This is a genomic window from Bacillus sp. M6-12, from assembly GCF_002860285.1.
GTDB lineage: Bacteria > Bacillota > Bacilli > Bacillales > DSM-1321 > Peribacillus.
This window is the reverse complement of the sequence record NZ_PGVF01000005.1, coordinates 38,266-60,307: the sequence shown is the minus strand read 5'-3', so window position 1 is coordinate 60,307 and position 22,042 is coordinate 38,266. Positions and strand designations below refer to the sequence as shown.

The following is a 22,042-nucleotide window of genomic DNA, read 5'->3' as shown; positions in this document are numbered from 1 at the left end:
ATAAATACTGTATTGTACATAAAGTTATATGACTTTTCTTCTGGTGTTAAACAAAAGGGCTAAGATTACGAAGTATTAAAGTACATTGGTTTAAGGCAAATAAGTATTAATTTTGAGAAAAAGTGACAAAAATTTAGAATTTCAACCTTTATTGGTCAATTTTTGATAAGATTAAATGGATAAATATAACAAACGAGGTGTCGGAAAATGTGGGCAGATAATGAAACTGCAGTGGACTTCCTAGGCTTTAAGGTTCACTCTGATTTAATTAAATCTGTTGTGACGAATCCAAATCTTCTACCTACTACGATAGGTTTGTTTGGAGATTGGGGTAGTGGAAAGACTAGCATTATGAAAATGCTTGAACATGATTTAGACCCTAATAGTTACACTGAAAAATCAGAAAAAGAAAAATATGAAAAAATATTATGTATCTATTTCAATGGATGGTTATTTGAGGGTTATGACGATGCTAAGGCAGCAATTTTGACTTCTGTATTAAATCAAATTGCTGAGAAAAAAAAGCTGACCGCAAAAATGCGTGAAAAAGTAAGTGATCTAATACAATCAGTTAATTGGATGAGAATTGCAAAATTTAGTGTCAAAGAAGTTGGACTACCTGCATTGGCTGCTTACTTAACTGGTGGTGCTAGCTTAATACCGACAGCAGTTACAAAAGCTAAATCATTATTTCCCGGTCAAAATGAAGATGCAAGAGGTGGATCAGAAGAAAAAAAAGAGTCTGAATTACCTCTAAATGAATTTATAAATGAGAGGCAACCTGACTCTATTCATATGGATGTTCGGACTTTTAGAGAACGATTTTCTGAGCTATTAGAAGAGTGTAATATTGATTCTTTAGTGGTATTAATTGACGACTTAGATAGATGTTCTCCTGAAAGAATTATTGATAATCTAGAAGCTATTAAACTATTTTTAAATGTTCCCAATACATCATTTGTCATTGGGGCAGATCCGCGGATAGTACGACACGCTATACAAGTTCGATATAATTCTGTTGAATTTGACAAAAAAGAAAATAATAGTCTATCTTCTGACACATTAATTAATGATTATTTAGAGAAATTAATACAGGTTCCATACTATGTTCCTCGTTTGTCACCAGCTGAAGTGGAATCCTACATGACGTTATTATTCTGTAACAGAGACATCACGGAAGCAGAAATGTTTAATTCTGTATATACTCATTGCAATGAACAGAGACAGAAGAATAGATATGCTACATTTGGTTATTCTTCCGTAAATGAAGTTTTCACAAAGCATGGTTCAACAGTACCAGAAACTCTATCTAATAGTCTTGGTTTCTGTTCTTCGATTTCTCAATTAATAACTGAAGGTTTAAATGGTAATCCGAGACAAATTAAGAGATTCTTAAATGCTTATACACTTAGAAAACAACTAGCAGAGGTCGCATCTTTAGAAGAAATAAAAGACGATATATTGGTAAAGTTAATGGTATTAGAGTACTCACATCCAAGAGAGTTTAGGCAATTATTTGAGTGGCAAGCAACACAGGAAGGGTTGCCTGAACAAATAAAAGTATTAGAAGCAGCTTTAAGTCAAACTAACAGTAAATCAGAAGAAGTAGAAAAAGTAGATCCAAATTGGTCGACTTCATTTATGAGAAAATGGATATCAATGGAACCCTATCTTTCCGATATTGATTTACGGGATTATTTCTGGGTGGCACGTGATAAATTAGCTTCGACATTCAGTGGTCTATCCATGGTTTCTCCAATTGTAAGGATAGCACTCAAGGATCTTATATCAGATATATCTGCTAAGCAAAATCAAGCTATAGAGGCAGTAAAGGAATTTTCTGAGCAAGAACGAGCCTCGTTATTGGATATAATAGCAACAAATGCAGTCCGTAATCCTGATCAATCAGCATTATACAAGGGTATAAGATTACTAGTTGAAAATGACATCGAGGGTAGTGTCTCAACTTATTGTAGAGTAATTAAAGAATGCAATCACGAATTAGCTCCAGCAAGTGAAGGTATTGCAATCTTAACATTGATGAATACAAAACCAGCATTAAAATCCGAACTGGAATCGCTGATTACCATTCTAAAAGACAAGCCGGATACTCGTATAGGTAAAGCTATAATAGCGTCTGAAAAGAGGAAAAAATAAAATGGGTACTTCGACTGGATATGATGCCCCAACAACTCCCCAGTGGGGTGATTTAAAAAGTGATATTACAAGATTAGCTCGTGATGGTAAACCCACTTCAGAACAATCAAGAGAAATAATTAGAAAATATATTAATTCTAATGGTGGAAGTAGAAATATTAGTCAAGGAAAAGGTATTGTAAGCAGTAATTCCGCTCAAAGAACTGCCAGTAAATTGTCTAGATTCCTTTCCGATGTAAAGCAATACGGTTTTGAAGAAGCTGTACATCGATTACACATAAATTCATATAAAGGAATGGACGTATTAGAATTCACACTTACTCTAACTGATTTTCTTAGCGAATCAGCAACATCTTTAGATGATGCTGATTCAAGGAATGCTCTTTCTAGGTTGATGGAGGAATTATTTGATGATGCAGCAAATGTGGAAGAATTGAACAGTATGCTGGAACAAAAAATAGATGAGTTTGAAATTGAGGGTATTCTCATGAAGTTTTTCAGTTACTATTTATATGAACAATTTTGCCGTGTTTTTTATGAAAGGCTGGTAACAAGGGTTGGAGATATAAAAGCAGAGTCTTTCCTTTCAGGTATCTTTGAGTATATTACGTCAGAAGTACAATTAAAGAATTCTGAAGAATCTCTAACTTTAACTGATTGGGGATCAGCAAACCTTAATGAAATTTGTAGTGACATTTTACATAGGACATTAGCAATTTATGGGGGATAATAATGAAATATAAAATTCAAATAACCTCAAGAGAGATTCAAAGGAATGGCATAAAGGATGTCAAAATTATTAGTGATGAGTTAAGAAATCACGTAGAATTAGACATTGATTTCACTAAATTAGTGAAATTTAACAGAACTGTATCTTCTACTATTAAAGACTTTCTTTTTTTCTCCACCATCGTTTATTCAATTGATAAATCTGTGAGTAGAAAAAGATTCAGAGATAATTGGACTAGAGACCTAAGTGTTGAAATACCTTTACTGAATTTTGAATTATATAATTCAGTTAAAGAAGAAATCGGAAATGCAGTATCTTTTTTGACAGGTGATAATTGGAGATTTGATTTTATTGAACTAAACGAAAATGTTTTTATTGATGACGATAGTATTGAACTAGACGATTCCTTTCCAAAACAGACAAGCTTATTTTCTGGTGGGTTGGATTCACTAATTGGTGGAATAAATTGGTTAGAAGAAAACCAAGGAAAAGGTCTTGCTCTAGTAGGTCATTATGACAGGCATATAACTCAACCCAAAACAGATCAAGACTTATTATTTGATTTATTGAAGTCTGAATACGAAGGTAGGATAGAATTAGTACAAGTTAGAGTGGGACAATTTCACGGAGGCGAGGAAACTTCCCTAAGAAGTAGATCCCTATTATTTATTGCTCTAGGACTCTTCGTAAGTAATAGTATTGATGCAACCGGTTCATTAATGATACCTGAAAACGGAGTAATTGCACTTAATGTACCTCTAACGCCTTCTAGAAGAGGCTCTTGTAGTACTAGGACAGCGCATCCTTTCTTTTTATCCAGCATTCAAGAAATTTTGATTAAACTGAATATAGAAAATATACTTACGAATCCATTGATTTACAGTACTAAAGGTGAAGCTGTGGCGAATTGTTTAAATCAAAGTTTACTAAAGGAGTGTATCCCTTTAAGTGTATCTTGTGGTAAACGTGGACATACTGCAACATGGCAAAATCGTCATGCCAAAGGATGTGGAAGGTGTGTACCTTGCATTTATAGAAGAGCGGCTCTACATACTATAAATGCAGATGATGAAGTATATGGTGTTGATATCTGTTCAGAAAGCGTTGACATTGACTCTAATGGTGAATCAGAACAGGATCTGCGAGCATTTTTATCTTTTCTTAGAAAAAAATATACATCGGAAGACATCTCTAAGATATTAATATCAAATGGGAGAATAGCACTCGATGAACTGTTTATTTATTCAGAAATGATTTATAGAGCTATGGAAGAATTAAAAACTTTATTAAAAGATAAAGGAAATCAAAAAATCAATGAAAAATCAGGATTATTCCAGAAAGAGTTTAATGGTTGATACCCATTGCCACGTCGACTTATATAAAAATCCCCATGAAACATGTGAGGAAACAGTAAAGAGTGGAATAAAAACTATAGCAGTTACGAATTTACCAAGTCATTTTGAAATTGGTTTCCCTCATATTTTAAGGTATAGAAACATACGGCTTGCTTTAGGATTTCATCCATTACACATACAAAATCAAGAATCTGAACTTAAAATATTCGAGAGAAATGTGGATAAAACTTCTTATATTGGTGAAATCGGCTTAGATTTTACAAAAAAAGGGCAACATAATCAGAACTTACAAATTGAAGTATTTGAATCTATACTTAGGAAAATAAGTACAAAACCTAAGTTTATAACGATTCACTCAAGAAAAGCTGAACAAGCTGTTTTAGAAATGCTAATGAAATATAACATGCAACCATGTGTTTTTCATTGGTATACCGGGCCATTAAATCTCGTTGATGAAATAGTTAAGTCGGGACATTATTTTTCAATAAATCCATCCATGACAGCTAATATGCATGGTATTAAAATCATTAATAGAATTCCTAAAGATAGGATACTAACCGAAACAGATGGTCCATTTGCAAAAGTCAATGGTGATACAATTTTACCTAAACATGTAAGAAATGTCATAGCATATTTGTCAGCAAGTTGGGGATTGAGTTTTGAAGAGGTACAAAATAAAATATACTCAAATTTTAATGACTTATTGAAACCAATAACAAGAACGAAAAAATAATAAAAAAATGTAATCTCAACTTGTTAGAGAATCTATATACCTTTGTCTAAAATAGAGTGCGAAAATAGCCATTATCGCACTCTTTTAAATTTAGCTCAGGAATCACTACTATTATAAATATGGATTGGGATGAATTGTTGTAAGGTAACGATGCAAAAGATAAATTTATAAAATGATCAGCACATAAAAATCTGATGCATAGTTAATGGGGAGTATGACAATGAATAGTATTGTAAATTAATAAAAGATAAAAAAATTTTACTGATTAAAGTATATAAGCTGCTAAACCAAAGGAAATCTGTTGAAGAAATTTCATAAAGATTAAATATCTCAAAAGAGGAAACAAAGTCAATTATTAAAGAAATTAATTCAACAGAAATTTAACATAAAAATTCAATTATATGGGAGTGTGTTATGCATAAAAGCAATAAAACTAAAACTGGCCTTGAGGAAAATCTGATTACTATTCAGAATAATACAGCTCGTGCTGCGGCTCTCTCTATATTAAAGGATTTGAGGCAGATGAGATAGCCAAAAGGTTATCCATGAATATTAAAGAAGTGGAAGAGATAATTCAAATAATTGAAGAAAATCAATAATAAATACTTTATGTAAATGAAGTCAGTTAATAAAATGCTAACATTTTGCTAACACAATCCCATAAAAAACGGTAAATCCCCGTTAAAGATGTTACAGCTAACAATATCCAAAACGTTGATTTACCGCACTTTCTGCACTCAATGTTAACGATATTACACTCTAGCAGACTACGGGCGGCATGCACGATTATTTCTAGCTCATTCGAACGACCCCTTTTAGTGGAAGTAAGTTTTTAAATGAGTAGATTAGGAAAGACCCAATTTAGTTACACACAAAACAGTAACCACCAATCAAAATAGATCAGAGATTATATAGAAAAGAGTGAAAACAAGTTATCATACATTATCTATCTATAGGTCGTTGATTACTGAGTAAAGTTTTCGATATAATAGTATAAATATGAAATTTTCTTATTGACATATAATTTATTCATGCTAATATATTACTAAATTAATATTTAACAAGGGAGAACCCCAAGCTATACAATGATAATCGTATTTGGATACGATTATGATTTGTATTAAGCTTGGGGTTTTTTGCTAGTAAATAGGAAAAAGAGGGAGTAAATTAGCATGCTAAAAATTACGATTACACCACAAAGTACATTAGAGGAAGCCTATTTAGACCAAGAGCAAATAAGCAATTGGTCCCCAAACTCAAAAAGGGCGTATAGAAAAAATATCAAAGATATTACTAACCATATGATTAGTAATGGATTACATCCAATTCTTGAAAATGTTACGTATGAATATTGTCAAGTATGGAAAAACGATCAAGCTGAAAAGGTGAAACCCGCTACATTAAAACAACAAAAAAGCACACTATCCTCTTTGTTTAGACATTTAAATCATGCAAAAATCATAGATGGTAATCCATTTTTAACGGTTAAAATTACAGACTATACCGAGCAACAGTATTTATCTAAGGATTTGGACATCAACGAACTTTATCAAGTATATAAGGCAGCACATGAATTACAAGTTCAAGGAATTAATGTCTTAGCTCCTATTCTTTTAGATATCTTTACCGGCTTTCGTTCAACAAATCTGATTAGTTTACAAGCTCAGTCTATAGATAAGGAGGCGGGTGGAATAAGAATTATATTTTCTAGGTCAGATAAAAGTGAGGAGGATGAAAGAAAAAGGGAAGTAAAGACCCCTAACACGAAAAATAGAGAAACTTTTATTCCTTTACCTCCAAGAGTATTAGCATATTTTTTGGAATATACAAAAGGAATGCACCCAGAAGATCCACTTCTATATGGATTACGCGGCAAGGCATTTGCTAACAAGCAAATGAATTATATAGTGCTTAAAATTTGTAAACATCTAGGATGGATCACAGAGACTCCTGATTCCGAACCAAGTGACGGATTGAGCAAGAAAGCAGTAGTTGGTAAAAAAACATGTAAACAGAAAACGAGTAAATATTTTACTCCACATGGGTTACGTTATAGTGTGGCTACAACGTTCCATGAAATGGGTGTATTAGATAATGCGAAACGGTTGCTATTACTGCATTCTAAGAAAGCGCAACAAGGTGCCTTAGAGCGTTATCTTCGTAGAGATACGAAAGAAGTAAAAGAATTACGTATGGCCCAAATTTTATTGGAAACGGTGCTTCAAACAGCTTTGGATATGGAAGATCAATTAGGCGTTCAAATGAATCTGAATGTGATCTATGAGAATTTGCCAGCAACATTCCAAGCCCAAATGAACAACATGAATCATGTGCATTCATTTAAACAAAATATGATCCGTTTTACGATGTCAGTAGTAGAACAAAAGCTTGCTCAAACAGTTATGCCGAATCAGCAAAACATATTTCCGGAAGGTAGCCCCTATCCAAACCAAACAAATCATTCAAGTCAATATTCAATTCCATCTAGCCATCCTTTTCCGAGGCATTATCAAGGGGGCTACCAAGCAAGTGCATCAGCACCTATAAACACGAATTTTTATGCTAACCAACAGGATGTAATGGGGTTATATCATTCAAGTATTTCGCCAGAGTTCTTTGCAGAAGGAAAAAGATAACTACCCAACAAGGGTAGTTTCTTCCTTTTAAAATATGTCGAACGAATCAATGGCTTTCTTTTTCTGTTCAAATTCTACATGCGTATACACTTCCGTTGAAGTGATGCTTTCATGTCCTAATAATTCCTGAAGTGTTCTCAAATCCACATTATTTTTGTTCTCTTGCAGCATAAGCGTAGCAAATGTATGGCGCAAATGGTGTAACGAAAAGCGGGAGGGAGGCAGACCTGCTTTTCGTAAGGTCTTTTTAAAGATAGAGTGTAATCCACGTGGATTCAATGGTTTGCCATCTTTATTCAAAAACACAGGCTCCGTAGGATAACTCTGATACGGATCCAGAGAATCCTTATAAGTAATAAGAAGAGGGATAAGGAGGGGATGAAGGGGCAACAATCGTTCCTTTTTACCTTTTCCATATATCCGGATTGTTTGATTGGAAAAATCCAATTGCGACCATGTAAGCGAGACAAGTTCGGATCGTCTCATACCGGTTACCGCCAATAGCTTGAATATGATTTCATTTCGCTTTGATAAAGTCGAATCACCCTGTTCAAGCGAGCGGAATAATTGTTGAAGATCCCTTAACGTCATATATACTGGCAATTTGTCATCGGTTTTCGGTGTTTCAATGCCACTCATAAAGTCATGGATAAGGTATTTTTCCTGTATGCAATATTTAGTGAATGACTTAAAACTGGAAATCTTCCGGTTCATGGAACGCGGTTTTTGCTTGTGCGTTCCCAGTTGATGCTGGATAAAGCGACGGACATGGGTCTTGGTGATGGAAGCCAAATCAGTTGAACAGTCATGATCACGTAAAAAAGTTAAAAATTGAAGTAAATCGTATTCATAACTGACAACTGTATGTGTGGAATAATTTTTTTCAACTTGAATGTACAGTATGAATTCGTCAATTGCAGCTTTTAATTGCAAACCAAAAACCTCCAATAAAAGTTGTTTAGACGATAATTCATTATCCGTACAAAGACACAACATTATCGTTCAAAAGGAGGATTATCGTTCATATGAAAAACGTGAAAAATTATAAGGAATGTGCGGATGGAAGGTTCCAAAGTACAGATATTATAGGAACGTCAGGGGATAACCCCAATCACGGCGTAAAATTATCCTAGTTTACATAATATATATTCTCGGAAGTTCTATAAATCATTTAAAAAATGTCTCATATCTTAAGATTACTTTTAATAATGAGATAAAAGAAAAAAATTGTTGTTAAATTCTACATCTCTTAATTTGCTCCTAATTGATGTGTCTTATTTTTATACCTTACTGCAATCTATAATTTAATGATCTACAATCCAATGATTTATTTTCTTTTAGTTCATCGATTTTTTTCTAAATGATTTATTATTGTGTAATTGTTGCTGCAACTGAATCTAACTTAACAAATCCTTTGGTTACTTGCCCTCTTCACTTTCACGGGATATATCTCGAATCCAAGATATATTTTTGAAAATCATTTCATCCAATCTCACCATGAATGAGACAAATAATCCTTTTCAGAAAAATTTATTCCATGATGCCTGATGATTTGTTCAGTGTTCCTGTTTAGATGACAGCCATCGCAGATATGCTTCCAGACCGGTGTTAAGATATGCTGTATCTTCCGCAAATATTGGCTGTTTCATCTCCGACATGTTCGATATCAGCCATTTTCCATCAGGTTTAGTAACTCTTTTTAATTTCTTTATAACGGGATGAGGATTATCGACCGACAAAGTAGCAATGTAACAACTGCGGTATCAAAAAAGTTATCAGGATATGGCAGTTTTTCAGCATATCCCAACAGTTATATTAACAGGAATAGCAGCTTCTTCGGCATTTTTCTGTGCTTTTTGAAGCATATGTGAATTGGGTTCAACTGCGAAAACTTTGCACGGGAAATTTACTCCTGTACCTGCACCGATTTCCAAAATATTTCCTGAGGTATGCTGTAATAATCGTGATCTACATTTCATTAGAAACCTTTTTTCAAGCGGAGCCATAACATGATCATAGATGAGGGCAAAAGATTTCTTCATTTCTCCCATCTCCCTATTCAATAAAAAAGTATCCATAACAACGTTCATATGTCATTATATATAGTAGCTGGTACTAATATCTGCTGATTAATACACGTAATACCTGAAACACCTGTAAAGTCAACTTCCATGAGTCATTAATCTGGAAAGCGAGGCTATAGAATGAATAACAATACAATTAACTCAATTAATAAGACATTACAAGCCTACGGGTTTGAACAATATCAATTAACCGAGCAAAGCACACTCGATGAATTGCTTCTTAAGCATAACACCGGCACTATCGCTCTCAGCTTTGCAAATGATCTTTGCGATGGTCAGTCAGATAACTTTACTTCTCTAATTAAAGCAGTTGATCTTTATGATTTAACATACTTGCTGGCAGAGACTTGCACCAAAAGGCTTTCCCATTTTTCATGTATCAAAGAATTTGTAATCGGTTATTACTCATTTTGTAAAGGCGCATGTTATCATTATGGAGATAAAAAAATCTATGTAAACCCTGCCTACATTTTCAATCGCTGGAATAAACACTTCAACAAGTCAGTTAAGCTAAAAGATTTTATCACGATTCTTCTTTTGCATGAACTTGGCCATGCGTTTCAAGACCTAGAAATTCCTTTATTGCAGCGAAAAAGAGAATTCTTTTCAAAAAATATTCAACCAGTTGCAACACCAGAGGCTATCAAAAGGTATAAGCATTTTCTTTTAACAACAGAAATAGATGCTTGGGATAGAATCAAGCATCTGCTCAAAGAATTTTCCCTTGACTCAGTTTCGTTCAAAAAGGTAAAGTCAGATTGCTTAGATTCCTACGCAAAGATGGATGACATTGAAATCGAAAAACGTTTAAAGCAAGTATATAAACATTTAGCTTTTCAATGATCGCTTCGTTTATTTAAGTACAGTGAATGCAGCCTTCCTCGACAGGGCCGGCCTTTCATTATTCCAGTTTATTTTTACTTCCATACCAAAAAATTTTGATAACAAATTGTCATTTAGAATATTCCTTGTTTTGCCGGCAGCGAATACGGTTCCTGCTTTTAAAAGCAATGTATGTTCAAAAATCGGGAGTATTTCCTCCACATGGTGAGTAACGTAAAGCAGTGTTGGTGCCTCGTCACCCAATGCAATAAGCTGTATGGATTCCAGAAGCTCCTCTCTTGCAATAAAGTCGAGGCCTGTGGCTGGTTCATCCAATATTAACAATTCCGGTTTTGCCATCAAAGCCCGCGCAATGAGCACACGCTGCTTTTCACCCTGTGATAATGTCTCATAATTGCGGTCAGCGTACTCAATACTGCCTAATTGTTCCAAAAGTGAAATAGCTTTTTCCCTGATCTCAGTTGTTGGCTTTTCGTAAAGCCCGATTGACGCATAAGCACCGCTAAGCACAATTTCAAACGCGCTGTCAGAAGGGCTAAATTTTTGCTGGAGGCCTGAAGAGACAAGGCCGATTCTTTTCCGCAGTTTTCCTCCCAGCTCCGCTTTGCCGAATTTGCTTCCTAAAACCTCCACACTTCCGGAAGTCGGAAAGTAATAAGCACAAATCATATTCAAAAGTGCTGTTTTTCCGGCACCATTTAAACCATAAATAACCCAATGCTCCCCTTTATTGACGTTCCAGCTAACATTTTTCAATATCCATTCCCCGTTTCTATTAAGGGAGACATTATCTACATGCAGCACCATGAACTTCACTTCCTTTTCATCTTATAGACTCTCCTCTAACTAAGACCTCTCGATATTCTCAAGCGTGGTTAACAGCCTGTCTATTAAATACATTAATTACTTATATATTCATCGTTATATTAACTGAAACCTCTATACATTATGATTTTTTCCATTTTTACGTAAAAATCCATCACATAAAAGTATTTATTAAAAGATTATAGCTACATATTTTGATAAACTATTAATATATTCACACAAGAAACACGGAGATCAGTAAAAATGAAGCGAAAAAAGAACAAAATGAATGGAATTATACTATTGTTTACCATGCTTTTTGCATTCTTATTGGTTGACCATTTCATCCAGCTGCAAAAAGACGCAATAGTAACAACAACACCACAAACCATTGTAAAGCCGCCGGATCCTTTAGCGGCGTCCAAGCAATACAGCTCTGCTATTCAGGCTGAACTGGCAAAGTATAAACTGGAACAATACACGGCCGTCCTTATTGCGATTATGCAGCAGGAAAGCCATGGCAAAGGCGGCGATCCAATGCAGTCATCTGAATCTGCCGGACTTCCCCCCAATACAATCAGCGAACCAACAGAAAGCATTAAACAAGGTGTCAAACATTTCCACAAAGTTGTCTCCTATGGTACGCAGAAGAATGTAGATTTCGAGACAATTATCCAATCTTATAACATGGGCATCGGTTATATTAATTATGTTGCAAAATCAGGCAATCAGCATACCGAGGAACTAGCAAAACAGTTTTCTAAAATGCAGGTCCAAAAGAATCCTGCGGTTTATAATTGCGGCGGGGACAAAACTAATTTTAGATATCCATACTGCTATGGCGATTTCTCATATACTTCAAAAGTAACAAAGAATATAGAAATGCTGTCTGAGAGCATGCCCTCCCTCGTCAGTGCCATTCCCGCTGATGCATTTTAGAGTAGATAACCTATAAAGTACACCCTGGCAATTACGCCAGGGTGATCTTATATAATTCATTACACTTTCACATCAATCTAGAATAACACCCTGCCAGGGTGTTATTTCTTAATCAAATAATACTGATTTTGCTGCCATTGTGATCACAGCATCATCCATTGGAGGATTGTGAAGACCTGCACGTACATCACGATAATAACGCTGCAGCGGATTGTTCCTTTGCAGGCTTTTAGCGCCGACAACACGCATCGCTTTATCAACGATTGAAATTGCAGAATTGGTAACTGAAAATTTCACGGCTGCTAAATCAGTTGTCAGCAGTTCACGGTTTTCAGTGTTTTCCCATTTCTCAGCCACAGAGTACAGAAAATGCCTCGCCTGTTTTAATTGAATCTCTATTTCTCCAATTGTTCTCTGCACATTTGGCAGATCTCTGATTGGTCCAGGAAGACTATTTGGCGAGTGCGTCTTAGCAAACTCTATCGCATAGTCCCTTGCAGCAGCGGCTATTCCGATATAGCAGGCAGGAATATGCAGCAGCCACCCTTCACCTTTTTTAATGCCGCTTTGTCTTTCAACAAAATACTTATCTTCAACAGCAACATTTTCAAGAACCAAATCATGGCTTCCTGTACCCTGCATAGAAATCATATCCCACGTGTCATCGATTGATACCCCAGGTACTTCCCGATGAATTAGAAACCATCCGATCGTTTCTTCCTCAGGCACCCAGGCACTTACTAAAAAGTAATCCAAGACCGGTGCCATGCTTGTATAATTCTTCCTGCCGTTGATAATCCAACTTTTCCCCTGTTTAACAGCGGTTGTGGCTGGTCTTCCTCCCCTAGTCGGGCTTCCCGTTTGAGGCTCAGAGGCTGCACTGTTTAAGAGAGCTCCTTTTGAGACCTCCTGAAACAATTCCCTTAACGCTTCAGGCTTCCAAGTCTTTTTTTCAGTTAGATTGAGGACAATCCCAACATGCCAGCCAATCGATAACGCAGTTGGTCCGCATTCCCGGGCAATTCGCTCCTGGGCCAGCAAATAATCATAAAGACTTCCTCCCTGTCCGCCATATTGTTTAGGAAGCGTTAACTTTGTATAACCCGATTTCTTCAATTCTTCAATGTTTTTAAAAGGAAAAGCACCAGTTTCATCAAGCTCCTGGGCTCTGCCAGAAAAATTCCTAATAACAGATTCCAGCTCTTGAATCATTTCTTTTTGTTCTTTCGTTCTGAAAAATGGCATCTTTGTCTTCCTTTCGTTAATCCATAACTTAATTTTATTATAAGTATTATCATAACACCTGATTAAAAAGGACACTAAATAAACGCATCTGGTAACTTTCCTAGAGAATGAACATTGCCACAATTACAGAAAAGTCCAAGCCCGCTAGGCATAATATTATACCCCTTAAAGCAAAAAGGGTTAACGCTGATTCCGTTAGGAAAGCGTAACCCATCTGAAAAATTACTTTATGTTTGAGTACCAGCTTGCTGCAGCCTCTGCCTCTGAGCGGGTTAATTGATGCCCAAAGTTCTCCCAATGTACAGTTACGGATGCACCTGCACCTTCCAATAGCTGCTGCAGATCTATGGTTTCCTGGGCAGGACATATCGGATCATTTTTCCCAGCTGCCATAAATACCTTTTTTCCTGATAAATCCGGAAGCTCGATTCCACGTCTCGGCACCATTGGGTGATGAAGGATTGCTCCCTTTAACGCATCTTTATAATGAAAAAAAAGGCTTGCCGCAATATTTGCACCATTTGAGTAGCCGACAGCTATGATATTTTCCCGGTCAAAGTTATGCTGTTCTGCCGCTTCATCCAAAAAATCATTTAATTCCTTTGTCCGGAAAATGAGATCCTCGATATCAAAAACTCCTTCTGCCAGCCTCTTAAAGAAACGCGGCATTCCGTTTTCAGAAACATTTCCGCGCACACTCAACACATTTGCGTCCTTATCAATCATACCGGCAAGCGGTAATAAATCATTTTCCGTGCCTCCGGTTCCATGAAGCAGCAAGAGGGTCTTTGTTGTGCCTTCTGCTCCTTTTAGGAATATATGTCTCATCATATGTCTCCTCCTTCATCAAACGATAAAATTATTTCAGGTCAATTAATTATCTTGAATTCGAGATAATTATATTACTTTTTAAATTAGCCGTCAAATGTTCGCTCCTATAAGAGTTTAGCTAAGATTATTCTGCGTTCAACTTGATATTTCTTATATATTACCCAAAACAGGATTTATAAAAGCTTGAGGATCCTATTAATTCCGAGGAAATTAAATAGTAACTGATATACTGCCTAACAGCCATTAATCCGTCCCATAATATTATCAAAGGCCTTACAGAAAGTATTCTTAATTCGGCATAAACAAAAGCAATGCCTCAAAGAGCATTGCTTTTATTTAATCCATTGCTGAGAGGACCTCATACACCATGAAGAGTTTATTATCGGGACCTTTTTATTACCATGTTTTTCAAATTGTGTGATAATTACAGCATGATTCTCTCTTAAAGAATCCCATGTTGCTATGGATCTCCACGCACTATTTAAGAATCTACTTTATTTAGGCGTGTACTAATAATTCTTGCCGTTTTCTTTTAACCGGCATTGAAGCAAGAGCAGATTCATTAAATCCTTTCACGATGAGCCATACGGCTAAAATCATTTCATTAGCTGCTACTGGGACCGCCAAAATAGCACCCCAGAAAGAAATTTGCTGAATGACACCGAACATTACCAGCAAGGCACAGATAAAAACAAGAGCTGCCCCTGTCATACCCAAGTTTGATATAAACCTGGGTACGAGCTTTGTTTTATAAAAAATATAACTGTACATCATCGTATTTATACCAAGCATGAAAAGGGGACCAAGCATAAATGTCCAGTCATGTACTGCTTTTAGTAAAATACCTGAAGCTTGAAAGGAGGCGGTATCCGGAGCCCCTGCTGCTGCAAATTCCCGGCTTAAGGTCAGTAGGGACAGTACGCTGATAACGCCAACAGTAATGACAATAGCCTCAAGAAACCTGAAGCAGACATGCCAAAGTGCTATCGTTTCATTATACTTTCTTAAAATCGGAAACATTGTAGTTGCAGTACCGATCGCTGAAACGACAAGTATTAATTCCATTACCGCTCCCAGTATCACCTGGTTGGCGTGTTCAGAACCTTTAATCAGGTAATCGGGCTCCTTTAAGATAGGGTTGTATAAATTAAGCCCTATTACCGCCGTTACGGCTGCAAGTATAAACAGTACTCCCACAATTTTTGCCGCTTTTTTGTTTGAATTCATTTTTTTATCCCCTTTTTTAATAAATTCATAAACCAAGCAAAAACAATCATTGTTCTTTCAGAACTGTGTCGTCCCCATAAAAGAATACCTCTTCCAGCGGCAAGTTAAAGGCGAGAGCAATACGAAATGCCAATTCCAGAGAGGGGGAGTAATTTCCCTTTTCCAGGGCCACGATGGTTTGTCTGGTTACGCCTACCTTGTCAGCCAACTGCTGCTGGGTCATTTCATCATGGCTGAAACGTAATTTACGGATATGATTGCCGACAAGATTTTTACCCATATTAGACTCCTCTCCTATAGTGATAAAGTTTCGTAATCGAGCCCGTCACATCAGAAATAAAGCCTGAAGCGATCAGGATAATGAACATAAGCTGTGATGGCTGATAAATGATCAGCGATGCCATTGAAAGAACAAATCCGACAATAAACACAAAAAAAGAATTCCGGTTCGCTTTCAAATCAATTAATTTATCCATTTCATCCGCGAATGATGGTTCCTTTTCTCTGGTTGTGATTCTATAGAAGATGTTAAAAATAATGCTGATAATGATATGCCCGACTATCGAAAACAAAGTAAGCATTAGAACGAAGGTTCCCCAATAGCGAAAGGTTTCCATCGACTCCAGACCCCCTCCGGGAAACCGCGGGTACATGTACAAGCAATAAGATCCGAAAATGAGTATGGCGCTGATCAATGATACAATGCTCTTCTTTTCTTGATAAGTCAAAGTTCACACCTCCCTGTATGTTATTTTTTACATAAAGTAAAGTACTGTATACCTAATGTATTATAAACTATACATCAAGTCAACTATATGTTACATAAAACCATAAATATATCATTGATATTTCATAAAAAAAAAACAGAAGCCTGAAATTTGGCTTCTGCTCCTATGAAACTGCCTGTGATTCACCAAGAAAGTGAAGAACGCTGCTTAAGTATTTTTGTACTTCCTGAACACGCTCAGCGGCTGAATCCGCAATTTGCTTATAATGATGCTGTCCTTCATCAGTCAGCCGAAGATATCGTTTCGTCCTTTTCTCACTCTCCCATCGGCCAGTCAGGAGACCGTTTTCCTCCATTTCGTGGGCCAGATCATACAAATAGCCATTGCTGGCAATCCAGCCAAATTTCATTTTCAGGAGCTCCCCTACTTCCCCCATATAGATGCTTTTCCTCACATCAGCTGTTTTCAGGGTAATATATCTGACCAAATCTTTTACAGAAACAATTTTTGAAAAATATGTGCGGTACTCTTCAGGTAAATTGTCCGAGACAGGAAGGTAATCCCCTGAACCTGTCAGGTCGTGCGCAAAGCGGTCAATAACCTTCTTTACTTCAAACATCTTTGGCTGAAAATTAGAACGGTACCATGCCAATAACTCACTGCCTTTATCCGTAATATAATAATAATTTCTCCCTTTTTCTGTTTTTAAGATAACATGCCCTGAATCTGTCAGCTGATTAGCTATCTTGCAAAGGTAATCATAGCTATGGACCTTCCCGGTAAATTGATTTTTCAAGTCCTGATGAATTGCTCGAGGATAATTCGGACGGTTAGATAATGTATGCAATAAAAACAACGTTAAAAATTCCCTTTGGCTTAGTCCTACAGTTTCTGCGGTTACACCCTGGTTCTTATTTTTTTCAGTCATATTTACCCCTTTCAAAGAAATAATACCAGCCGGACTTATACTTTATTATTCTTTTTTTACCCTTTAAAATCCTGCAGAAACCGCAGAAAATAAAGGTTTTAATGAGCGAACTTTAGTAACGGAATATTATTTTTTGAGTTATTAATGGATGACGGGTAAATTGTATATTCTAACGAGGTTTATAGTGAAATAATACAGCGGTATGCTATGATGGAATTAATTTCAAAGAGCAGGATGTGTTCATATGGTTTTTTTAAATATAGTTTCCAGCGAGGATGAGCTGCGTGAAATGCTTGGTTTTCCTGGAAAGCTTGCGGCCAATAAAGTAATCGACCACCTTGATGTCCATTGTGCTGAGTTTCTCAAGAAAACACCTTACATTGTGATTTCCACCTGCAATGATGATGGACAGTGCGATGCTTCTCCGAGGGGTGATTCACCAGGTTTTATCCATATTGTCAACAGCAAGCAATTTGTCATACCGGAACGTCCCGGTAACCGCCGTCTGGATTCGATTTTAAATATATTAAAGAATCCTGGCATTGGCCTCCTTTGTATGATCCCGGGACTTGACGAAACACTGAGGATAAATGGCAAAGCTTCTCTCATTAAGGATCCAGACATAATGGCGCAGATGGCAGTGGGCCATTCGGTGCCTTCAATGGGAATTGCCGTCACGGTTGAAGAATGTTTTATTCATTGCGCCAAAGCACTTAAACGCTCAAGGCTTTGGAATATCGATTCCTGGGCTAAAAAAGATGAGCTGCCTCATCCAGCCACGATTATTACAGCACATACGAAACTTGAGAACCTGACTGTATCTGAGGTAGCCGCTTGCCTTGAGGAATCCTATACGAAACGTCTATATTAAATTGAAAAAGCACGCAATCGCGTGCTTTTTTACATATATATAATTCATCATCGACGGCAAGAAAAACCTGGTAACAGATTTAGTTGCAGCTTTAGGTGCGAGGACAGCTGCTGACACGGTTATTCCTTATGGCCAGCTGGGACGAAGTGACCATCAGCCTTTCCATGAGCTTGGAATACCGGCTGCATTATTCATCCACTCACCTCTTGAGAAATGGTATCACTCTCCGAATGATACCATTGATAAAATTGATAAAAACAAACTGCAGGAAGCTGCAGAAATTGTTGGTGCCTCTGTTTACCAGATTGCCAGACCGGATACTCCGGCTTTACAACATGCCAGAGTCGCTCCTGGTCCGGTTGATTATGATTTCGAGAACCACCCGGTACAATAATCTAGCTATCTAAAATGCTGCGAGGCCCTTAGGAGTTTAGCGGCTCTTTCATTTTCTATTCCAAACTGTAAAAAAATCTCTATATTTAATATAAGGAGAAAATAATGTTATGAAAAAAAGATTATTATTTTCTATGGTAACAATTCTTTTTCTATTAATTTCGGCTGCAGGCGGTGTAACAGCATCTACTGTATATTATTCGCCATCACTGGTGGATAAGACGGGAGCCGTGGCTTATGAACATACCAGGTATTTATCTGAAGTGATCGGCGCCCGTGTTTATGGTACAGAAGGAGAAAAAAAAGCAAAAGAATATGTCAAGCAGCAGTTTGCGCGAATGGGTTATGAATCAACGGAACAGCCTTTTTCTTTTAAAAGGAGAGGACAACAGATTGATTCCGCAAACTTCATTGCATATAAACAAGGAAAATCCACTTAACTAATTATTGTAGGAGCCCATTATGATTCCGTTTCAGTAGGCAAGGGAACCGACGATAATGCTTCAGGCGTTGGCGTTATGCTGGAAGTAGCTGGAGTCCTTAAGAAAGTATCAACTCCATATTCCATCGTATTTGTTGCCTTTGGAGCTGAGGAAGTCGGTTTGAAAGGTTCTGCCTACTATGCGGATCAAATGACTGACAATGTTGTCAATAACACAGTTAGAATGATTAATCTTGACAGCCTTGCAGTTGGAGACAAAATGTATGTGCATGGAAGTGCAGGCGATGCTGGGTTCATTCGCGACCAGGCTTTAAATATTGCAGAAAAGAAAAAGCTGGATATTGGAATCAATCCAGGGCTAAACCCGGACTACCCAGCAGGAACGACAGGTGACTGGAGCGACCATGCCCCGTTCAATGGACTGGGAATTCCATTCGCATACTTTGAATCGACAAACTGGGAAATTGGCGAGTTGGATGGTTATGAACAAACTGAAGAGCACGGCGGTGTTTGGCACACTGAAAATGATACACTTGCCTTTATTGAAACCGAATACCCCGGCAGAATTCAGGAACGCCTATCAACCTACAGCCAAGTCCTTACAGAATTATTGAAGTTTTTTAATAAAACCAGCACGTCCAAATAATAAATGGGCCTGATCTCGGTGCTCTGTAAAGGGGTTGAGGTCAGGCTTTTTTTTTACTCCACTTACTAAAGCAAGGTTGAATTATTCACTAATTTGGCGGAAGTACGTGAGAATCGAACCCCCCTGACCTGGGCGCAGGTCACAAGCGGTTTTGAAGTTTGCTAGCATCTGTTTTTCTAGTAACTTCATGTACCCAGAAATACCGATAAATCAAGGTTTCTTGCTTCCTGATGTTCGCTTGTGATTTCTAATTTTAAAAATTTGGGCACCAAGCACGGCACCAAATTGCACCAAGTTTATTGTTTTAGTTTTTCTCTACATCAAATAATACCTAATGGTTCACAACCAAAAAGTTACAAACAGGAGAACAAAATATAAAGTCCTTCCTTTACATTTGGTGAGCAAAATACAGGAAAAGGACAGGAAGCCAGATGCTTGTAAACTAATCCTAAGTTTATTCAAAGAAAAAATGTATCGCCCACTCGAACGATACATTAATTCCCCTTTATAAAAACTAGGAAATTTTTTCAAGCTCTTGCTCAATCTTTCTTATAATTTCTTCTTTTGACTGCCCACCTACAGCATAATCCCTATAAAACTCTTTCCCTGTTTCTAGATGGTCCAACCAAGCTTCAAGGATTATATAATGAAAATTTTCCACGGAGGAATCACTAACTTGTTGACCAAAATATCCATTACCTGCTCCTAATGTTTCTAGTCTAATGGGATATCCTGTTATTGTAGCTGGAACAATGTTATAGAGTGGTACAAGTTTGGGATATCCTTCAAAAGTAACAACTAAAGAATTATGTGTTGAATCCTTACCGTTTGATAATACTTCATACACTTGGGACTTTGTAGGATATTCGTTTTTAGGCTTTGTTGTTCTGTGGTAAATAATTTCAAACTCAATTCCCCTAACGTTTACTACTCCGTTATCATTATCGTTATTTGGGTATACTGTATTCCCATTTATCATTACATTCTGTTGTCGATCATTGTAGGAACTTCTTTCGTATTTTACTAATTGTACGGAAAAAAGGACAGATTGGTTAGTTTAATCTGTCCTTTTGGTTTTTATCCGTTTTTCAACGAACCTGATCATTACTCTAATAAGAAAAATGAGTCTCCACGTATTGTAGAAACACACCCGTTCAACAAGGAGAACATAAAACAATCTTAAAATTTAAGACATTTTCAGTGCTATATATTTAAAGAATTTGTTGTAAACTACGGAAACCGGCGTTGTTCATTAAGCCTTATTATTTCTTCTGCTCTACGTACTCGGCCAGCCTCCTGGTATTTGAGTAATGTCCTTTTCGCTGCGCAGCTTCAGGACCTTCTCATTCTACCAAGAGGTTATTTTTTTGTTCAAACTCCATTTTCACTCATTACAGGAATGCTGCCCCTTTAGTTCAACAAGAAAAAGGACTGCCGCTACACCCCTTTTATATCTACAAATCCACAAAGACCCGCTCATTTCAATACGTTCGATTAATCCACTTCACATTTTCTTTTTTCTCTTCATTTACCAGTAGTTGAAATACATCAGGTCTTGCAAAGTGACCTACCACATCAAAATCAAATCGGCTGTAAGCAATTTCACGCAAATCAAGATCAGCTATGAGAATGTCTTCATGGCCATATTCCGGTTTTTTAACATATTCACCCATCGGACCGACAATCGCACTGCCTCCTGTACAGATCTCATCGGGAGAAGATGCCAGCTCATCATAACAGGCCAAATCAGTGGGGAACATATCCTTTGTAACATACTGATTGCAGGATAGAACAAAGCACCTTCCTTCAAGGGCGATATGGCGAATGGTAGATTGCCAGACTTCCCGGTCATCTGCTGTAGGAGCTATATAGATTTGAACTCCTTTCGCGTACATCGCCGCTCTAGCTAACGGCATGTAATTTTCCCAGCAAAGCAGCGCCCCTATTTTACCGTAGGGCGTATCAAATACCGGCAAAGTACTGCCATCTCCTTCTCCAAAGATAAATCGCTCTGCACCGGTAGGCTTTAATTTACGGTGTTTGCCAAGCAATGCCCCATCCGGCCCAAAAAACAATGCCGTGCAATAGAGGGTTCCTCCACTATATTCATTGTCTCTTTCAATTACTCCGATCACAAGATAGACACCTGCCTTGCGGGCTGCTTCTCCTAAAATTTCTGTCGTGCCACTTGGGACGGATACCGAGTTTTCCCAGTAACGAAGCCAATCTTTTCGTCCTTCCGGGGACCGTGCCCCTACCTTCGTTCCAAAGGAGAGCTCAAGTGGATAAGCAGGAATAAAAGCTTCAGGGAATACGACAATCTTAGCTCCACTTTCTCCTGCTTGTCTTATTAACGAAACGGCCTTTTCCGTACTAGCTTCCCTATCCATGATGACAGAAGCAGCTTGGACGACAGCCACTCGTACGCTTTGCTGTTGGTTATTCATTTC

Annotated in this window: 22 protein-coding genes; 11 read left to right on the top strand and 11 right to left on the bottom strand. The window is 37.2% G+C overall.

What is annotated here, in order from left to right; translation table 11 throughout:
• The first annotated feature begins 207 nt into the window (after positions 1–207).
• The 5 genes from CVD28_RS07725 (at position 208) to CVD28_RS07705 (ending at position 7,611) form a co-directional block, all read left to right on the top strand.
• Positions 208–2,157, top strand: coding sequence for a KAP family P-loop NTPase fold protein (locus CVD28_RS07725; protein ID WP_101591797.1), 1,950 nt, complete (start codon positions 208–210; stop codon positions 2,155–2,157).
• 1 nt (position 2,158) lies between these two features.
• Positions 2,159–2,887, top strand: coding sequence for a hypothetical protein (locus tag CVD28_RS07720; protein ID WP_101591796.1), 729 nt, complete (start codon positions 2,159–2,161; stop codon positions 2,885–2,887).
• Between the two features lie 2 nt (positions 2,888–2,889).
• The gene (gene qatC, locus CVD28_RS07715; protein WP_101591795.1) at positions 2,890–4,242 is read left to right on the top strand and encodes a Qat anti-phage system QueC-like protein QatC; all 1,353 of its coding nucleotides are present in this window, start codon (positions 2,890–2,892) and stop codon (positions 4,240–4,242) included.
• Entirely contained in the window at positions 4,202–4,975 is a 774-nt protein-coding gene (gene qatD, locus CVD28_RS07710; RefSeq protein ID WP_101591794.1) for a Qat anti-phage system TatD family nuclease QatD, read from the top strand. Before qatC ends, qatD begins: the two co-directional genes overlap by 41 nt.
• Before the next feature lie 1,172 nt (positions 4,976–6,147).
• Positions 6,148–7,611, top strand: coding sequence for a tyrosine-type recombinase/integrase (locus CVD28_RS07705; protein WP_101591793.1), 1,464 nt, complete (start codon positions 6,148–6,150; stop codon positions 7,609–7,611).
• A gap of 27 nt (positions 7,612–7,638) precedes the next feature.
• Here the strand turns inward: CVD28_RS07705 and CVD28_RS07700 are convergent, their stop codons facing one another.
• Both CVD28_RS07700 and CVD28_RS07695 read right to left on the bottom strand, forming a co-directional pair.
• On the bottom strand, positions 7,639–8,544 hold the full coding sequence (locus CVD28_RS07700) for a tyrosine-type recombinase/integrase (RefSeq protein WP_101591792.1): 906 nt from the start codon (positions 8,542–8,544) through the stop codon (positions 7,639–7,641).
• Between the two features lie 860 nt (positions 8,545–9,404).
• On the bottom strand, positions 9,405–9,653 hold the full coding sequence (locus tag CVD28_RS07695) for a class I SAM-dependent methyltransferase (RefSeq protein ID WP_101591791.1): 249 nt from the start codon (positions 9,651–9,653) through the stop codon (positions 9,405–9,407).
• Positions 9,654–9,815: 162 nt separating this feature from the next.
• Between CVD28_RS07695 and CVD28_RS07690 the strand changes: the two genes are divergently transcribed.
• The gene (locus tag CVD28_RS07690; protein ID WP_101591790.1) at positions 9,816–10,538 is read left to right on the top strand and encodes a hypothetical protein; all 723 of its coding nucleotides are present in this window, start codon (positions 9,816–9,818) and stop codon (positions 10,536–10,538) included.
• Between the two features lie 9 nt (positions 10,539–10,547).
• Here CVD28_RS07690 and CVD28_RS07685 read toward each other — a convergent pair whose 3' ends face one another.
• A complete protein-coding gene (locus CVD28_RS07685; protein ID WP_101591789.1) occupies positions 10,548–11,345 on the bottom strand; it encodes an ABC transporter ATP-binding protein in 798 nt (265 codons plus the stop codon).
• A 261-nt stretch (positions 11,346–11,606) separates the two neighbouring features.
• Between CVD28_RS07685 and CVD28_RS07680 the strand changes: the two genes are divergently transcribed.
• Complete coding sequence (locus CVD28_RS07680; protein WP_257985793.1) at positions 11,607–12,281, top strand: lysozyme family protein; 675 nt, start codon at positions 11,607–11,609, stop codon at positions 12,279–12,281.
• Between the two features lie 108 nt (positions 12,282–12,389).
• Here the strand turns inward: CVD28_RS07680 and CVD28_RS07675 are convergent, their stop codons facing one another.
• The 6 genes from CVD28_RS07675 to CVD28_RS07650 all read right to left on the bottom strand — a co-directional run bounded on the left by CVD28_RS07675 (position 12,390) and on the right by CVD28_RS07650 (position 17,240).
• Positions 12,390–13,526 carry an acyl-CoA dehydrogenase family protein gene (locus CVD28_RS07675; protein WP_101591788.1) on the bottom strand — a complete coding sequence of 379 codons (1,137 nt, stop codon included), beginning with the start codon at positions 13,524–13,526 and terminating at the stop codon, positions 12,390–12,392.
• A gap of 222 nt (positions 13,527–13,748) precedes the next feature.
• Positions 13,749–14,354 carry an alpha/beta hydrolase gene (locus CVD28_RS07670; RefSeq protein ID WP_101591787.1) on the bottom strand — a complete coding sequence of 202 codons (606 nt, stop codon included), beginning with the start codon at positions 14,352–14,354 and terminating at the stop codon, positions 13,749–13,751.
• Between the two features lie 501 nt (positions 14,355–14,855).
• Positions 14,856–15,584, bottom strand: coding sequence for a DUF4386 domain-containing protein (locus tag CVD28_RS07665; protein ID WP_101591786.1), 729 nt, complete (start codon positions 15,582–15,584; stop codon positions 14,856–14,858).
• A 46-nt stretch (positions 15,585–15,630) separates the two neighbouring features.
• Complete coding sequence (locus tag CVD28_RS07660) at positions 15,631–15,864, bottom strand: helix-turn-helix transcriptional regulator (RefSeq protein WP_101591785.1); 234 nt, start codon at positions 15,862–15,864, stop codon at positions 15,631–15,633.
• Position 15,865: 1 nt separating this feature from the next.
• Positions 15,866–16,312, bottom strand: coding sequence for a hypothetical protein (locus CVD28_RS07655; protein ID WP_101591784.1), 447 nt, complete (start codon positions 16,310–16,312; stop codon positions 15,866–15,868).
• A gap of 163 nt (positions 16,313–16,475) precedes the next feature.
• A complete protein-coding gene (locus CVD28_RS07650) occupies positions 16,476–17,240 on the bottom strand; it encodes a helix-turn-helix transcriptional regulator (RefSeq protein WP_101591783.1) in 765 nt (254 codons plus the stop codon).
• A 244-nt stretch (positions 17,241–17,484) separates the two neighbouring features.
• On the opposite strand from CVD28_RS07650, the gene CVD28_RS07645 reads away from it, so the two are divergent.
• From CVD28_RS07645 to CVD28_RS07635, 4 genes are all read left to right on the top strand, one after another.
• Positions 17,485–18,111 (top strand): MSMEG_1061 family FMN-dependent PPOX-type flavoprotein, encoded by a 627-nt coding sequence (locus CVD28_RS07645; RefSeq protein WP_101591782.1) that lies wholly within the window; start codon positions 17,485–17,487, stop codon positions 18,109–18,111.
• 46 nt (positions 18,112–18,157) lie between these two features.
• Entirely contained in the window at positions 18,158–18,505 is a 348-nt protein-coding gene (locus CVD28_RS07640) for a M28 family peptidase (protein ID WP_374702509.1), read from the top strand.
• 109 nt (positions 18,506–18,614) lie between these two features.
• On the top strand, positions 18,615–18,944 hold the full coding sequence (locus CVD28_RS28630) for a hypothetical protein (protein WP_257985792.1): 330 nt from the start codon (positions 18,615–18,617) through the stop codon (positions 18,942–18,944).
• 3 nt (positions 18,945–18,947) lie between these two features.
• Positions 18,948–19,592 carry a M28 family peptidase gene (locus tag CVD28_RS07635; RefSeq protein WP_308315068.1) on the top strand — a complete coding sequence of 215 codons (645 nt, stop codon included), beginning with the start codon at positions 18,948–18,950 and terminating at the stop codon, positions 19,590–19,592.
• A 514-nt stretch (positions 19,593–20,106) separates the two neighbouring features.
• Here the strand turns inward: CVD28_RS07635 and CVD28_RS07630 are convergent.
• Together CVD28_RS07630 and CVD28_RS07625 are read right to left on the bottom strand one after the other, a co-directional pair.
• On the bottom strand, positions 20,107–20,571 hold the full coding sequence (locus CVD28_RS07630; RefSeq protein WP_101591781.1) for a hypothetical protein: 465 nt from the start codon (positions 20,569–20,571) through the stop codon (positions 20,107–20,109).
• A 502-nt stretch (positions 20,572–21,073) separates the two neighbouring features.
• Positions 21,074–22,039 (bottom strand): carbon-nitrogen hydrolase family protein, encoded by a 966-nt coding sequence (locus tag CVD28_RS07625; RefSeq protein ID WP_101591780.1) that lies wholly within the window; start codon positions 22,037–22,039, stop codon positions 21,074–21,076.
• Positions 22,040–22,042: the final 3 nt, after the last annotated feature.

Excerpts from the sequence above, each read along its gene's own strand:
- CVD28_RS07725 (WP_101591797.1), top strand. The coding sequence starts at position 208 with ATGTGGGCAGATAATGAAACTGCAGTGGACTTCCTAGGCTTTAAGGTT.
- CVD28_RS07720 (WP_101591796.1), top strand. The coding sequence starts at position 2,159 with ATGGGTACTTCGACTGGATATGATGCCCCAACAACTCCCCAGTGGGGT.
- qatC (WP_101591795.1), top strand. The coding sequence starts at position 2,890 with ATGAAATATAAAATTCAAATAACCTCAAGAGAGATTCAAAGGAATGGC.
- qatD (WP_101591794.1), top strand. The coding sequence starts at position 4,202 with ATGAAAAATCAGGATTATTCCAGAAAGAGTTTAATGGTTGATACCCAT.
- CVD28_RS07705 (WP_101591793.1), top strand. The coding sequence starts at position 6,148 with ATGCTAAAAATTACGATTACACCACAAAGTACATTAGAGGAAGCCTAT.
- CVD28_RS07695 (WP_101591791.1), bottom strand. The coding sequence starts at position 9,653 with ATGAAGAAATCTTTTGCCCTCATCTATGATCATGTTATGGCTCCGCTT.
- CVD28_RS07690 (WP_101591790.1), top strand. The coding sequence starts at position 9,816 with ATGAATAACAATACAATTAACTCAATTAATAAGACATTACAAGCCTAC.
- CVD28_RS07685 (WP_101591789.1), bottom strand. The coding sequence starts at position 11,345 with ATGGTGCTGCATGTAGATAATGTCTCCCTTAATAGAAACGGGGAATGG.
- CVD28_RS07680 (WP_257985793.1), top strand. The coding sequence starts at position 11,607 with ATGAAGCGAAAAAAGAACAAAATGAATGGAATTATACTATTGTTTACC.
- CVD28_RS07675 (WP_101591788.1), bottom strand. The coding sequence starts at position 13,526 with ATGCCATTTTTCAGAACGAAAGAACAAAAAGAAATGATTCAAGAGCTG.
- CVD28_RS07670 (WP_101591787.1), bottom strand. The coding sequence starts at position 14,354 with ATGAGACATATATTCCTAAAAGGAGCAGAAGGCACAACAAAGACCCTC.
- CVD28_RS07665 (WP_101591786.1), bottom strand. The coding sequence starts at position 15,584 with ATGAATTCAAACAAAAAAGCGGCAAAAATTGTGGGAGTACTGTTTATA.
- CVD28_RS07660 (WP_101591785.1), bottom strand. The coding sequence starts at position 15,864 with ATGGGTAAAAATCTTGTCGGCAATCATATCCGTAAATTACGTTTCAGC.
- CVD28_RS07650 (WP_101591783.1), bottom strand. The coding sequence starts at position 17,240 with ATGACTGAAAAAAATAAGAACCAGGGTGTAACCGCAGAAACTGTAGGA.
- CVD28_RS07645 (WP_101591782.1), top strand. The coding sequence starts at position 17,485 with ATGGTTTTTTTAAATATAGTTTCCAGCGAGGATGAGCTGCGTGAAATG.
- CVD28_RS28630 (WP_257985792.1), top strand. The coding sequence starts at position 18,615 with ATGAAAAAAAGATTATTATTTTCTATGGTAACAATTCTTTTTCTATTA.
- CVD28_RS07630 (WP_101591781.1), bottom strand. The coding sequence starts at position 20,571 with ATGATAAATGGGAATACAGTATACCCAAATAACGATAATGATAACGGA.
- CVD28_RS07625 (WP_101591780.1), bottom strand. The coding sequence starts at position 22,039 with ATGAATAACCAACAGCAAAGCGTACGAGTGGCTGTCGTCCAAGCTGCT.